The organism is Acidovorax delafieldii (genome assembly GCF_007993815.1).
Lineage (GTDB): Bacteria > Pseudomonadota > Gammaproteobacteria > Burkholderiales > Burkholderiaceae_C > Acidovorax > Acidovorax delafieldii.
In genome coordinates this window covers 1194801-1208752 of record NZ_VJWE01000011.1, presented here as the reverse complement: position 1 = coordinate 1208752, position 13952 = coordinate 1194801, and the positions used below count along the sequence as shown (strand labels likewise).

Here is a 13952-nt window from a genome sequence, read left to right as displayed (position 1 = left end):
GCATCACGCGCGTTCCTGTCGCGCCCTGGAGCGGGATAGGCCACCCAGCCCCAGGCCTGCCAGGACCAGTGCCATGCATGCGATGCCCCATTCTGAGAGGGTGGGAATCGCCGTGCCGCTTACCAGCGGTGTCACTTGCAGGGAGAACGGGGCGCTGGTGCTGGCCGTATATCCCGTGGCGCTGTCGTACACCGCCGTCAGCGACCGGGCGCCGAGGGGCAGGTCGCTGGTGGTGCATTGCGCGGCACCGGCAACCACGGGCACGGCGCTGCAACCGGCGATGGGCGTTCCTCCATCCAGGAAGGTCACGGTGCCTGCGGCAGACGGAGTGCTGACGGTCGCCGTCAAGGTGACGCTGGCGCCCACTCCGACCGAGTTGCTGGAGCTGGTCAGCGAGAGGGTGGTCGCGACGTTTCCCAGCGCGTAGACCGGCGCCGGGCTGACCTGCTTGGTGGTACGAAACTGGAAGTCAGGGAAGCCGTAGTGGATAGCGTTGAGGTAGTTGGTGGGAAACGTGTCTTGCGTGCAGCCATTGCAATAGCGCATGTCCAAATACGTCAGCACAGGATTGATCTGCGTGCTGGAGCCGAAGTAGTAGCCATCACTCGCTCCCTGGTAGATCTCCATGATGTATTCGGTGTCCTTGGTAAGCATCAGAGGCTGCGCAAGCTGCGCATAGGTATACGTATTCGCTGGGCCTGAGACCTGCTGCTGGGCCAGCTTGGCCTGCGTGGCGACATCGAACAGCGTCAGATACCGGGTGGTTCCCGAAGGCTCGTATTTCCCGAAGTCGGTCACCAGAATGTCCTGGTTGGGTTTGAACCTGAAGCCGCGCTGGGAATTTGTGACGCCGCCAGGCTGTCCTACGACCACCTGCTGTGTGGCCGAATTGGCAACGGCGTCGGTGTAGTCGAACGTATTGATGGTGCTCGCGCTGGTGGCGGCAGGATTGCCGCTAAAAATGAAGAACGCCGTCGTGGCCAATGCGGGGATCGTGGGAACTTTGACCCACACCACCGTGGAGGCGGTGTTGACCCCGCGTTCGATGTAGTAGTCCATCAGCGTGCCGCCCGATGCGGCAGTCCCAAAGCGCAGATCGGCAGCGTCTGCCCGCAATTGGCCCGCCGTCACCATGCTGGCCGTGTCGAGCACCAGGCGTATTTGGTAATCCGTCAGGGTTGCGCCGCTGCTTTCCGTGATATTGAACGGACTCGCTTGTGTCCAGCCTGCAGGCTGCGCTTGTGCTGTGTGTGTTGCCATTGCGGCGAGGACGCCGCAGGTCCACACCGCAGCGTGGCGTAGCGCGCCAAGGACGGGGCGGACATCCGTTTTCGTTGAAAGGGAAAGTGTGTATGACATGGAGAATGAAGCGGAAGCGATTACGGAGGATGCAGTCGGTACGACCGTATGAAGGAAGGACTCACCGCGCGCGCCGGGCAGCGGCCACCGAAACGGTGCGAGCACCGGGGCAACGGGGCCGTGTATCGGCCCAGGCCGAGCTAGAACCTATCGCTCATCGTGATTTGCTCAAAGAAAAATTTGCGCATTGAAGCGCTACCTGGAGGTCGAGGAGCACACCATTGCGGAGATAGTCGAGCTGGCCGCACTCACCCCGCACCAGGCTGCACCTGCCCCACCACTGCCCCTCGGCCCCGCACGCGCCAGAACAGCCAGCCCACGATCGACAGGTTCAGCAGATTCCACGCCATGCCGTTCAGGAACGCCGCGCGGTAGCTGCCCGTCAGGTCAAAGATCCAGCCCGACATCCAGCCCCCCAGCGCCATGCCGATCAGCGTGGCCATGATCACAGCACCCACCCGCGCACCGGCCTCCTGTGGGGCGAAATACTCGCGGATGATGATGGCGTAGGCGGGCACGATGCCGCCCTGGAACAGCCCGAACATCGCCGAGATGACATACAGCGGCACCAGCCCGTCAAACGGCAAAAACAGCGCCAGCCCCACGCCCTGCAGCGCCGAGCCCAGCAGCAGCGTGCGCACGCCGCCAATGCGGTCGCAGATCACGCCCGACACCAGGCGGCTGACGATGCCGCAGGCCAGCATCAGCGACAGCATCTCGGCCCCGCGCGCCGCGCCAAAACCCAGGTCGGTGCAATAGGCCACGATGTGCACCTGCGGCATCGCCATAGCCACGCAGCACGCGACGCCCGCCACACACAGCAATAGCTGTGCATGCAGCGGGCGCAGACCGAACGGGCGGCTGCGATCGAGCGGCAACGGCGAGGGCGCTGCACCCGACGCGGCCGGTGCCACCGCTGCCGATGCTGCATCCATCTGCGCCACCGGCGCGCGCTGGCGCATGCGCAGTGCCAGCAACAGCATGCCCACCCCACACACAATGCCCAGCAGCACATAGGTGTGGCGCCAGCCGATCAGCTCAATGCCGTGCTGCACGATGGGCGGCCACAGCGCGCCCGCAATGTAGTTGCCGCTGGCGCAGATCGCCACCGCAATGCCCCGCCGCTTGTTCCACCACAGCGCGGTGTCTGCCATCAGCGGCGCAAACGTGGCCGAGCTGCCAATCAGCCCCATCAGCCCGTGCGCCAGCCCAAACCCCCAGATGCTGCCCGACAGCCCCGCCCACACAAACCCGCCACACACGGCCACCGCGCCCACGCACAGCACCGGCATCAGCCCATGCCGGTCGGCCATGCGGCCCGTCCAGATTCCGCCCAGCCCCAGGCACACCATCATCAGCGTGTAGGGCAGGGATGCATCGGCACGGCCCACGCCAAACTCGGCCTGCACGGCGGGCAGCACCACCGACACCACATACATGCTGCTGTTGCCCAGCACCACCAGGCCCAGCGTGGTCAGCAGGCGCCACGCGGCCTGGCGGGAGTCGATGAGGGATGCGGGGGCGGCCGCAGAGGGGGGCGAAGAGGTGTTCGGCATGCGGGGCAATTTACCCCACAGCGCTGCAGGGACTTGCAGGGCGGCGTCATGGCTCGCTGAGTGCAAGGATGCGGCGCATCGATTGGTGTGATTTTTTAGCTGTTCGCACGGGCTGACCGCACACCCCGGTGGTGGAGCAGGGTCTCAGCCACAGCCCCCCGGCAACATGTTTTGATCGAGCTACCCTGGGGTCTGAAAGTGCCAGGGCAGATACCTCTTCTCAAATCTTGATGAACTGCGTGCTCGACAACGCACCAAACGGCAGCTCCGACAAACGCCCGCCCACCGCCAGCGTGCCCAGGTCCACCGGGAAGTAGCCGATGGCGTCCAGCACCTTGCGCACTGCGGCATTGGCGGCGGCATCGTCGCCTGCATAGAACATGGCGCGCTGGCCGCCGGAGACTTGGGGCTGGGCCAGCAGGTTCACATCCAGGTGGTTGAACGCCTTGACAACGCGGGCTCCGGGCACGAATTCGCTGAACACTTCGCTGGACGAGCGCCCGCCCAGGTCGATGGCCTTGATGCCGTAGGCCGCCAGCGGGTTGGTGGGGTCTTTGGCGGCGGGCGAGTTGGGGTCCAGAAACGCCACGGGGTTGGTGCCGTCGATGACGATGCGGCCGTTCCAGGCGGGCAGGCTGCCAAGCGCCTGGCCCAGGTCTTCCCAGCGCACGGCGATGAGCACGATGTCTGCGGCGGCAGCCTCTGCCACGGTGCCCGCTTTGATGGTGGGGCCCAGCTCAGCAACCAGCGCGGCCAGTGATTCCGGCCCGCGCCGGGTGGAGAGGGTGGCCGCCAGGCCTTTGCTGGCCAATGCGCGCGCCACGTTAGAGCCGAGTGCGCCTGAGCCGATGATGCCGATGTTCATGGTGATTTCCTTGGTCAATGAGTGAAGTGGGTGGAGGGAAAGGGAACAGTGAAAAGTCGAATGTGGAGGGGGATGTGAAAGGGATTAACCCAGCCGCCCGGCTTGGCGCAGTTGCCCTGCAATGCGCCGGATTTCTGTGGTGCCCTGCCGCAGTGCTGCCTGGCTGGTGTGCACGGAGTAAGTCCCCATGACCAGCTCATGCGGGTGCGGCACGGCAGAGCCCAGCACGAAGCTGGTGGCTTCGGTGGCCACAAAGTCGATGCTTTGGTGGGTAGGCTCAAACGCCACCAGCTCGCCTGCCGCAATGGGTTCGCCCGCCGTCAGTGCGCCAGTGGCCACTGCCGCCCACGCCACGGTGTGGCCGGGGGGCGGGGTGTAGGTCCAGCGTTCGCCCTGGGGCAACTGCACGGCCAGATAGGTCATGCCCTCGGGCGCTGCCACGGGGCTGTGCACTGCGCCGTACTCGCCCAGCAGCACCCGCACCGGGCCCGCCTGGGGCACCAGTTCGGGGGCGAGGTACTGGCTGTGGGCGAGGGCGTTTTCCAGCGCGGCGGGCAGGGCCACCCACAGCTGAAAGCCCCGGCCCGGCGTGTCGCCCACGGGGGCACCGGTGTGCCACACGCCGTTGCCAGCACGCATCCATTCGACGCCACCCGCAGGCAGCAGGCCCGCTTGGCCGGTGCTGTCTTGGTAGCGCACATCGCCTTCCGACAAGAACGTGACCGTGGCGATGCCCGAGTGGGGGTGCATGCCAAAGCCCTGCTGCGCTGCGCCGGGCTGAAAGTGCACCCGATCCAAAAAGATGAAGGGCTTGAGCACCTGGCCCAGATCCCCGGGGCTCATGAGGCGGGTGATGGGGCCGTGCGTGGTGCCGCGGGTGCGGTGTGTGATGGCGCGTGGGGCGGTGGCGGGTGCAGACATCAAGAGAACCTCGGAGGTGTTGAACTGATGCCTGTAGCTTAAAAATTCATCGATTGATTGACTAGATAGCGCAATATGATTGCACTCGTCCATTAATCGAATGAATGAGCGTGACCATGCTGGATCTGAACGACGTGGCCATCTTTGTGCAGGTGGTGCGCTGCGGCAGCTTTGCCGAGGCCTCGCGCCGCCTGGGCGTGCCGCCCAACACCCTGAGCCGCCGGGTGCAGCAGCTGGAAGCGCAGCTGGGCACCCGGCTGATGCAGCGCTCGACCCGCCATCTCACGCTCACCAGCGCGGGCCAGGTGTTTCTGGAGCGTTGCAGCGGCGCGGTAGAGGGGCTGATGGATGCGGGCGAGGAGCTGCTGGCGGTGAACCAGGAGCCCAGCGGCCTGGTGCGGGTGGCGGCCCCGGCTGATTTTTTTGATTTCTTTGCGATGGAGTGGCTGACCGAGTTCCTGGTCGCGCACCCCAAGGTGCGGGTGGACTTTGTGCTGAGCGACGGCCGCGCGGACCTGATTGCAGACCGGATTGATGTGGCGTTTCGCGGCGGCATTCTGGAGGACTCGGGCCTGTTTGCTCGCAAGGTGCTGGATGCGGGCAGCGACGGCCTGGTGGCCAGCCCGGCCTACATTGCCCGCCGGGGTGTTCCGGCCACGCTGCAAGACCTGGTGGACCACGACTGCCTGGCGTTCAGCCACCCCAGCGGCAAGGCCACCTGGCGCGTGACGGGGCAGGATGGCGCACCGGCCGAGGTGCAGGTGGCTGGCCGCTTCAGCGGCAACACGGCGCAGGCCCTGCGCAAGGCCGCGCTGGCGGGCTTGGGCATTGCGCTGCTGCCCTCCACGCTGACGCAACGCGATCTGCGCGCTGGCCTGCTGGTGCCCATGCTTCCCGGATACCACCGGCTGGGGCATGGCGTGCACATGGTCTACCCCAGCAGGCGCTACCTGCCCTTGGCGGTGTCGGCGTTCATTGAGCTGGTCATCAGCAAGATGGGTGCGATGCAGGAGCTGCCGCCCCAGGGCGATGGCTGATGACTGACGCGGTATGAATCGAAGGGTGCCGTTCATACTGGGTTTGTCAGCGCACTGCACGAGGCTTCGCAAGGCTCCGTCTGCCCACACTCCCGACCGCTATGCTCCCCACCCAACGAAACACAAACAACCCACACGGTGACCGCCATGCACGACATCATCTGCCCCCACTGCAACAAGGCGTTCAAGATTGACGAAGCCGGGTATGCCGACATCCTCAAGCAGGTGCGGGACGCGGATTTCGCCGCGCAATTGCACGAGCGGCTGGAGCTGGCCGAGCAGGACAAGCGCAATGCGGTGGCGCTGGCGCAGGCCCAGGTGGCCAATGAGCTGCAGAAGTCGGCGGCGGCCAAAGATGCCGAGATTCAGGCCCTGAAGGCGCAGCTGGGCGCAGGCGCGGTGGAGCGCGACCTGGCGGTGGCGCAGGCCCTGAGCGCAGTGGAGAAGCAGCGCGATGCGCTGGAAAACAAGCTGGTGAGTGAGCTGGAGCGTGCGCGGCAGGCGCAGCAGGCAGCGGACCAGTTGGCACAAGCACGGCTGGCGCAGCAGCTGCAGGGCGTGGCCGCCCAAAAGGACGCCGAGATTCAGCAGCTCAAATCACAACTGGACGCTGCCGAGGTGGCGCGCAGGCTGGCGGTGACCGAGGCTGTCACGGTGGTGGCGCGGGAGCGCGACGAGCTCCAAAACAACCTGAACCTGGTGGTGGTGAAAAAGCAGCTGGAGGAGGCGGCCATCAAGGAGCAGTACGCCGTGCAGTTGCGCGACCGGGACGGCGAGATTGCGCGGCTGCGGGACATGAAGGCGCGCCTGTCCACCAAGATGGTGGGCGAGACGCTGGAGCAGCACTGCGAGACGGAGTTCAACCGCATCCGCGCCACGGCGTTTCCCCGCGCCTACTTTGAAAAGGACAACGACGCGCGCAGCGGCAGCAAGGGCGACTACATCTTTCGCGACCTGGACGAGGCGGGCAACGAGATCGTCTCGATCATGTTCGAGATGAAGAACGAGAGCGACGAGACGGCCACGAAGAAGCGCAATGAAGACTTCCTGAAAGAGCTGGACAAGGACCGTAACGAAAAGGGCTGCGAGTACGCGGTGCTGGTGTCGCTGCTGGAGCCCGAGAGCGAGCTGTACAACACCGGCATCGTGGACATGTTCTACCGCTATCCCAAGATGTATGTGGTGCGGCCGCAGTTCTTCATCCCCATCATCACGCTGCTGCGCAACGCTGCGATGAAGTCGCTGCAGTACAAGTCGGAGCTGGCGCTGGTGAAGGCGCAGAACCTGGACATCACCAAGTTCGAATCGCAGCTGGAAGAGTTCAAGGGCGCGTTTGGGCGCAACTGGCGCCTGGCATCGGACGGGTTTGAGGAAGCCATCAAGCGCATTGACGAGGCCATCAAGGACCTGGAGAAGACCAAGGAGGCGCTGCACAAGTCGGCCAACAACCTGCGCCTGGCCAACGACAAGGCCGAAGACCTCACGATCAAGAAGCTGACCCGCGGCAACCCGACGATGGCGGCCAAATTTGCAGAACTCAAGCAGTTGGGGATTTCGGACGGGGAGTGATACGGGGCGGGGTGAGGCGACCGGCGGACGGGGCCTTGCAAACAGGGCGGGCACAACCAGTCTGCCGCTGCTCCGTCCCCATGGGTGGCATGGACGTTGAGCGGCACTAGCCGCGCACCGATGCCCCCGTCGCATAAAACTGCCCGCCTGCCACGTAGTGCAGCGTGCGCAGGTCATCCGGCGCGGTGTCGAACTCCCAGTGCCCGTTGCGGAACACGCGGTCGTCAGCCCAGGCGGCCACCACTTCGCCGATGAAAAGGTCATAGGCCTGCTGGTTGTGCGGCTCGGGGATCACGCAGCACAGCAGCCAGGCGGCGCAGCCTTGCACCAGCGGGGGCGTGGCCTGCGCCGGGTGGCCGGGCGCTTCAAACAACGGCACGCCATGGCGCTGCAGCTTGTCGGGCGTGGTCTTGGCGCTGTCGGTGCCCAGCGCTACGGTCAGCGCGGCCAGGGGCACGGTGGGCAACTGCAGCGCAAAGAAGCCGCTGGCCTCCACCAGCTCGCGCGTGCGGGTGGCCTTGTCGAGCACCACCGTGACCTTGGGCGGCGCAAAGTCCAGTGCGCAGGCCCACGATGCCGCCATGACGTTGTGCTGGCCCGCGTGGGCGGCCGACACCAGCACGACGGGGCCGTGGTTGAGCAGGCGGTAGGCCTTGTCGAGGGACACCGGGGTGAAGTGGGGGTGGGAGGCAGTGGGCAGCATGGGGGGTGAGGGTCTGTTCAAAGGGCAATGCCAGGGGATCGGACAGTGCGTGGAGCCTGTGGGCGTTGCTGACATTTGCTATTAATTAGATAGCTATTCAGACATATGGCACTTGCACCATGGCGCATTTTTGCCTCAAAACGACTTCCATGAAGCCTGTGGGGGCGCTCTGGGGCCAGCGGCACGGCCCGCCCAATGCCCCCGCCCCTGAGTGCCGCACAGGGGCTTGTGGCCCGCGCCGGCGATGGCGATAGCCACCCGCTAACATGCCAACGCCAACCGTTGGCCACAACCCGCCCCCTGAGGGGCCTACAGGAGACGATGAATGTTCAGTCATGTGATGGTCGGTGTGAACGACCTGGAGCGGTCCAAGAAGTTTTATGACGCGCTGCTGGGGGCGCTGGGCGTACCGCCCGGGGTGGCCAACAAGAACCGCTACTTCTATCGCGGCCCCACTGGTACCTTTGGCATCACCACCCCCATCAACGGCGAGCCCGCCACCTTTGCCAACGGCGGCACCATCGGTTTTGCGATGCAGTCGCCCGAGCAGGCCGATGCCTTCCACGCCGCCGGCGTAGCGAACGGTGGCATCACCTGCGAAGACCCACCCGGCTGGCGCGAAGGCCCAGGCGGCAAGCTGTACCTGGCGTACCTGCGCGACCCGGACGGCAACAAGATCTGCGCCCTGCACCGCCCGGCCAAGGCCTGATCAACGGGCAGGCCCCCCGCTGCAACCCCGGTAGCGTTGCAGCCAGCGCTGGGCGCCCTGCACACTGTGGCAGGCCGCAGCGGCCATGGCCCCGGTGACGGCCAGCATGGCCAGGGTGTGAACCCCCAGCGCGGCCAGCGCGAACAGCAAGGGGGTGGAGAGCCCGTCGCCCCCAGAGGCCACCCCACCTGCCGCGCCATCGCCCCCGCACAGCGGCGCCAGCGCAGGCACCAGCGCCAGCCCGGCACCGTGCACCGTGGCCACCCCAAAGGACCAGAGCGCCATGCCCACAGGCCCGGCGGGCTTGCGCAGGCGATGCCACGCCGCCCCCGTCAGACGCACGCGAGCGACTATCACCACCCCGCCCAGGCCGCCCGCCACCGCCAGCAGGGCAGGTGGCGACAACCACAGCCCCCACCCCACCGCAGCCGCCGTCAGTGCCACGGCGGCCAGGTGCCCGACGGCCATGGGCAGCAGTGCGCGCAGCGGCATGCTGTGGTCACGCGCACAGAGGCTCCAGGTGGTGGCCAGCCCCCAGCCCGTGAGGGGGTTGAGCCCGTGCAGTGCCCCCATGGCCGCAGCGGCCAGCCAGGGCCAGAGGGTGGCGTCCATGGTCGCGGTCTCAACCGTGTGTGGTTCAGCCCCGTGTGGAGCAGCACCCGCCCGGCGCCGTGTGGGCCGGTGAAGGCTGGGGCGCCTGTGCAGCTGGTGCCGCCGCAGACCCAGCCGCAGGCAGGGAAGGTGCATACCGGTCGTGGTGGCGCACCCAGTCCATGGGGTAGGCGGGGTTGGTCTCGTGGCGGCCTCGGGGCGTGAGGTCCAGCAGCTGATAGGTGCCCATCATGGCCTCCACGCCGCGCCCGAAAGTGGAGTAGGCGTGGAACACCTCGCCTGCATCGCTGCGCACAAACACGCTGATGCCCGGCGCCTCATCGGTGGGGAACGGCTGCATGCCGTAGTTGTAGAACACCTCGCCGTTGCCGCGTGCGCGCTGCTCGGGCGTGAAGCTCACCGCAAAGTCGTGGTTGAAGTCGCTGCCGTGCGACGACGCCCAGCGAAACTGCCAGCCCATGCGCTGGCGAAAGCGCTCGATCTCGGCCAGCGGCGCGCGCGAGACGGCGAGCACCGACACGTCGCGGTGCTGCAGGTGCAGCTCCATGCCGCCCATGTGGTCGGCCATGAAAGAGCAGCTGGGGCAGCCCTGCTCCCACCCCGGGCCAAACATGAAGTGCTGCACCAGCAGCTGGCTGCGGCCATCGAACAGGTCGGCCAAGGCGCGCGGGCCCTGCAGGGTGTCCAGCGTGTAGCGCTTGTCCACGCGGGTCCGGGGCAGTGCGCGGCGCTGCGCGGCGACCTCGTCATGCAGGCGGGTCAGGGCCTTCTCGCGGGCCAGCAGCGCGTGGCGCTGGGCCAGCCATTCGTCGGCAGAAACCACGGGGTGGGAAGTGGGTGCGTTCATGGGGGGTGCTCCTGGTGGGTGGTGGATGACGTCGCGGGACGGAGAATTGCGTGGGGAGGGAGGCGCTCGCGGGCGCACCTGTCCCCGGCCTGCGACATCGCGTGATGCGCGCAGGGCCTGTGGTGGCAGGGGGTGGTGGGTGCTTGCGGCGGGGCGCCGCGTCGCTCAAGGGCTGAAGGTGTCAGGGGCTCAGGTGCGGGCCGCCTTGGGCCGGCGCACAGCGCGGACCTTGCCGCTGCCGCCGCCCCCGCAGTAGAAGAGGTCGGCACCGTCCGATTCGAGGCCGCTCACGCCCACGCCTGGAGGCATGTCGAGCTGCTGCAGCACGGCGCCGGTGGCGGGGTCGATGTGGCGCAGCGTGCTCTCGTCACCCTCCCAGGTGCCGTGCCACATCTCGCCGTCCACCCAGGTCACGCCGGTCACAAAGCGGTCGGACTCGATGGTGCGGCGGATGGCGCCGGTGGCGGGGTCGATCTGGTGGATCTTGCGGTCGCGGTACTGGCCCACCCACAGGCTGCCTTCGGCCCACGTGAGGCCCGAGTCGTTGCCGTTGCCGGGTGCAGGAATGGAGGCCACCACCCGGCCGGTGGCGGGGTCGATCTTGTCGATGCGCGCCTCGGTGATCTGGTACAGGTGCCTGCCGTCAAACGCAGTGCCGGCATCGCTGGCCACCGCCAGCGTGCGCCGGGTCTCGCCCGTGGTGGCATCGAAGGCCACCAGGTGCGCCCCCGTGGCCGCCCAGACATGCTGGCCGTCGTGGGTCACGCCGTGCACGCTGTCCGCGCCCGCAAAGGGGCCGTATTCGCGCACGATCTCGGCGGGTTGTGAAGGGTGGTGGCGGAGGGTGGCGGGTGTCGGGTCGGTGTGGGTGCACGCGGTCATGGTTGGCTCCTGTGGGGTGGCCCGGTGGGGGCTTGGCGTCCACTTTATGCAATCGGCAGCGCAGCAGGGAGTAACAAGATCGTCGTGAATCCGGACAGCGGCGGCGCCAGCCAGCGCTGCGCACGCGCGCGGCCGATGGAGCGCACACGGCCTTGTGCTTCCAGCTCGGCCAACGCGCGCTGCACGGTGCGCTGGCTGGCATCCGTGGCCAACGCGAGCGCCGAGGTAAACCAGGCCGCACCGTCCGACAGCAGAGCCAGCAGCGCCGCCTGCTCGCCATCGATGGGCGGCGCCAGCACCACCACGGGCCGTGCGTCCAAGGGCTGCAGCGCAAAGCCGCGCGCCGTGGCCTCGACGCGCGCCAGTGGCCGCAGAAGCGCGCGCAGGCGCCCTACCTCCACCCGCAGCCGCGCACGGTGGGTGTCGTCGGGGTGGCGGGTGCGAAAGGCCTGCGCAATCAACGCCTCGCGCTCGGCATCGCCGGGCCAGGCTTGCGCCAGCGCACACACCAGCGCGAACAGGATGGGCCGGCGTGCCAGCGGTTGCCACACGCCGGCGTCTGTGGTGGAGGGGCCACCGCCCACCCCCACGCAGCGCCGACATGCATCCACCACCAGCGCGCCCGATGCCAGCAGGTCTGCCACATCGGAAAGGCGCTGCGGCTGGTCCACCCCTGCCCCCACGCGCCGCGCTGCGGGCTGGTCCAGCACGGCGCGCGCCTGCGCCACCTCAGCCAGCAGGGCCGGTACATGGGCTTGCTCGGCGGCCTCCTGCGCACGGTCCAGCGCCGCACTGGCGGCGGCGATGTGCAGCGAGCGCAGTGCCAGCTCGGCCAGGGTCAGGTCGGCCATGGCCCGCAGGGCGGGGGGCAGGTCGCCCGCTGTGGGGGCGGTCGCCATGGCGTCCATGGCCGCTGCGGCTTCGTCCAGGCGACCGATGCGCAGCAGCCGCCGCGCCGCAATCAGCCGCGCCTGTGTGGCGTTGGCGGTATCACCGTGGGCTTGCAGCGTGTCGGCCGCCTCCAGCAGCGGGCGGGGTGACCCGCCCAGGTCGCGCATGGCCAACGCCACCTCGGCCTCGGCCACCACGCAGCGGGCGCGCGCCTGGGCTTCGTGGGTGCCAAAGGCGCGCGCAGCCTGCCGCAGCAGGTCGCGCGCACGGGGGTGTTCGCCCAGCTGCGCCATGGCAATGCCGCGCAAGGCCAGGGCGGGTGGGTCGTCGCGCAGGGCCACGCGCTTGAGGGCGCCCAGCGGGTCCCCGGCGGCCAGTGCGCGGGCGGATGCGGAGATCAGCGAATCCATGGCCGCAGACTACACCGCCAGAGGCCCCCACTCCCGTGGGCGATACTCGCCGCCTCGAACAGCCACCTCGAATCGCCATCGTGCGGCCACCCCTGCGACGGTTCTTGGCAAAAGGAAGCAGCAGTGAAACCAGTGACCGGCAGCGCAGACGCGGCCATTTTTGACGAGGCGTACTACCAGCGCTTTTACTTCGACAAGAAGACCAGCGTGGTGGACCCGGCGCACACCGAGCGCCTGGGCGCGTTTGTGTGCAGCTACCTGCAGTACCTGCGCGTGCCCGTGTGGCGGGTGCTGGATGTGGGCTGCGGCATTGGCCTGTGGCGCGATGTGATCGCACGGCATTTTCCGCAGGCGCAGTTCCACGGCGTGGAGTTCAGCGAATACCTGTGCCAGCGGTTTGGGTGGGAGCGCGGCTCGGTGGTGGACTACAAGGCCCGCACGCCGTATGACCTGGTGATCTGCCAGGGCGTGCTGCCCTACCTGAGCGAGGCGGACGTGCAAAAGGCCATGCGCAACCTGGCGCGCCTGAGCCGGGGCGCCCTGTATGTGGAGGCCGTCGCGCGCGAGGACTGGGAGCAGGATGTGGTGGACGAGCAAGTGACCGACCCGCGCATGTTCCGCCACCCCGCACAGCTGTACCGCCGCACGCTGGGCGAGGGCTTTACCGAGCTGGGTGGTGGCGTGTGGCTGAGCCCGCTGGCAGAGCTGCCGCTGTTTGCGCTGGAACGTGCGAGCGGCCGGTGACACAGCCCGCAGCCCCCTCGGCGACTGACGTGGCCACCACCGACACGCCGTCCGTCACACCACCTGTCCCACCGCATGCGGTGGCACGCCTGCGCGCCGAGCGCCTGGCCCGCAGTGCCAAGCCCTTTCTGGCCCGGGGCGGCCCCAAGGGCGAACGCTGTGCGGGCTGCCGCCTGGTGCCCAGCCACTGCATCTGCGCGCTGCGGCCCGTGCTGCCCACGCGCGCAGGCATGTGCCTGCTGATGGCGGACATCGAGCCCCTCAAGCCCAGCAACACCGGCTGGCTGATCGCCGATGTGGTGGCCGACACCTATGCGTTTGGCTGGGCGCGCACCGAAGTGCACCCCGACCTGCTGGCGCTGCTGGCCGACCCGCAGTGGCAGCCGTATGTGGTGTTCCCCGGCGAGTTCGTGGCGCCCGAGCGCGTGGTCACGCAGGTGGCCCAGGCCGAGGGCAAACGCCCGCTTTTCGTGCTGCTCGACGCCACCTGGCCCGAGGCGCGCAAGATGTTCCGCAAGAGCCCCTACCTCAACCACCTGCCCGTGCTGAGCCTGCAGCCCGAGCAGCTCTCGCGCTACCACCTGCGCCGATCCACCCGCATGGACCACTTCTGTACGTCCGAGGTCGGCGCGCTGTGCCTGGAACTGGCGGGCGAGCTGCAGGCCGCACAGGCGCTGGAGGCATACCTGGACGTGTTCACCCACCACTACCTGCAGGCCAAGCACCAGTTGCCGGTGGCTGCGGACGATGCCACGCACCTGCGGCTGCGCGGTGTGTGCAGCACGGGCTGAGCAAAACGCACTTTGGCACACGGTCCGCCGGGGGATTGCGCGACACGGGCAAAATG

The 13952-nt window shown here is 67.7% G+C and carries 14 protein-coding genes; 5 read left to right on the top strand and 9 right to left on the bottom strand.

Translation table 11 applies throughout. The annotated features are described in order from the left end of the window. Nucleotides 1-3: 3 nt before the first annotated feature. From ATF69_RS08260 to ATF69_RS08245, 4 genes are all read right to left on the bottom strand, one after another. Nucleotides 4-1359 carry an IPTL-CTERM sorting domain-containing protein gene (locus ATF69_RS08260; RefSeq protein WP_146870552.1) on the bottom strand — a complete coding sequence of 452 codons (1356 nt, stop codon included), beginning with the start codon at nt 1357-1359 and terminating at the stop codon, nt 4-6. A gap of 248 nt (nt 1360-1607) precedes the next feature. Beyond that, nucleotides 1608-2915 (bottom strand): MFS transporter, encoded by a 1308-nt coding sequence (locus ATF69_RS08255; RefSeq protein WP_146870551.1) that lies wholly within the window; start codon nt 2913-2915, stop codon nt 1608-1610. 220 nt (nt 2916-3135) lie between these two features. Then, a complete protein-coding gene (locus ATF69_RS08250) occupies nt 3136-3780 on the bottom strand; it encodes an NADPH-dependent F420 reductase (RefSeq protein ID WP_146870550.1) in 645 nt (214 codons plus the stop codon). 84 nt (nt 3781-3864) lie between these two features. Next, complete coding sequence (locus ATF69_RS08245) at nt 3865-4701, bottom strand: pirin family protein (protein WP_146870549.1); 837 nt, start codon at nt 4699-4701, stop codon at nt 3865-3867. Nucleotides 4702-4817: 116 nt separating this feature from the next. Between ATF69_RS08245 and ATF69_RS08240 the strand changes: the two genes are divergently transcribed. Together ATF69_RS08240 and ATF69_RS08235 are read left to right on the top strand one after the other, a co-directional pair. After that, a complete protein-coding gene (locus tag ATF69_RS08240; protein ID WP_146870548.1) occupies nt 4818-5738 on the top strand; it encodes a LysR family transcriptional regulator in 921 nt (306 codons plus the stop codon). 147 nt (nt 5739-5885) lie between these two features. Further along, the gene (locus tag ATF69_RS08235; protein WP_146870547.1) at nt 5886-7307 is read left to right on the top strand and encodes a DUF2130 domain-containing protein; all 1422 of its coding nucleotides are present in this window, start codon (nt 5886-5888) and stop codon (nt 7305-7307) included. Nucleotides 7308-7413: 106 nt separating this feature from the next. On the opposite strand, the gene ATF69_RS08230 is transcribed toward ATF69_RS08235, so the two are convergent. Beyond that, on the bottom strand, nt 7414-8010 hold the full coding sequence (locus ATF69_RS08230) for a flavin reductase family protein (RefSeq protein WP_146870546.1): 597 nt from the start codon (nt 8008-8010) through the stop codon (nt 7414-7416). Between the two features lie 325 nt (nt 8011-8335). On the opposite strand from ATF69_RS08230, the gene ATF69_RS08225 reads away from it, so the two are divergent. Further along, nucleotides 8336-8719: a VOC family protein gene (locus ATF69_RS08225; protein WP_056056657.1), complete on the top strand. Its 384-nt coding sequence runs from the start codon at nt 8336-8338 to the stop codon at nt 8717-8719. Here ATF69_RS08225 and ATF69_RS08220 read toward each other — a convergent pair whose 3' ends face one another. The 4 genes from ATF69_RS08220 to ATF69_RS08205 form a co-directional block, all read right to left on the bottom strand. After that, a complete protein-coding gene (locus ATF69_RS08220) occupies nt 8720-9331 on the bottom strand; it encodes a hypothetical protein (protein ID WP_208758704.1) in 612 nt (203 codons plus the stop codon). It lies immediately after the preceding gene. 25 nt (nt 9332-9356) lie between these two features. Continuing rightward, complete coding sequence (locus ATF69_RS08215; protein WP_146870545.1) at nt 9357-10178, bottom strand: DUF899 domain-containing protein; 822 nt, start codon at nt 10176-10178, stop codon at nt 9357-9359. A gap of 189 nt (nt 10179-10367) precedes the next feature. Continuing rightward, nucleotides 10368-11060, bottom strand: coding sequence for a Vgb family protein (locus tag ATF69_RS08210; protein ID WP_146870544.1), 693 nt, complete (start codon nt 11058-11060; stop codon nt 10368-10370). Nucleotides 11061-11104: 44 nt separating this feature from the next. Further along, nucleotides 11105-12361, bottom strand: a complete 1257-nt coding sequence (locus ATF69_RS08205; RefSeq protein WP_146870543.1) for a helix-turn-helix domain-containing protein — start codon at nt 12359-12361, stop codon at nt 11105-11107. A 123-nt stretch (nt 12362-12484) separates the two neighbouring features. On the opposite strand from ATF69_RS08205, the gene ATF69_RS08200 reads away from it, so the two are divergent. Further along, complete coding sequence (locus ATF69_RS08200) at nt 12485-13105, top strand: class I SAM-dependent methyltransferase (RefSeq protein ID WP_208758703.1); 621 nt, start codon at nt 12485-12487, stop codon at nt 13103-13105. A 29-nt stretch (nt 13106-13134) separates the two neighbouring features. Then, a complete protein-coding gene (locus tag ATF69_RS08195; protein WP_146870542.1) occupies nt 13135-13896 on the top strand; it encodes a tRNA-uridine aminocarboxypropyltransferase in 762 nt (253 codons plus the stop codon). Nucleotides 13897-13952: the final 56 nt, after the last annotated feature.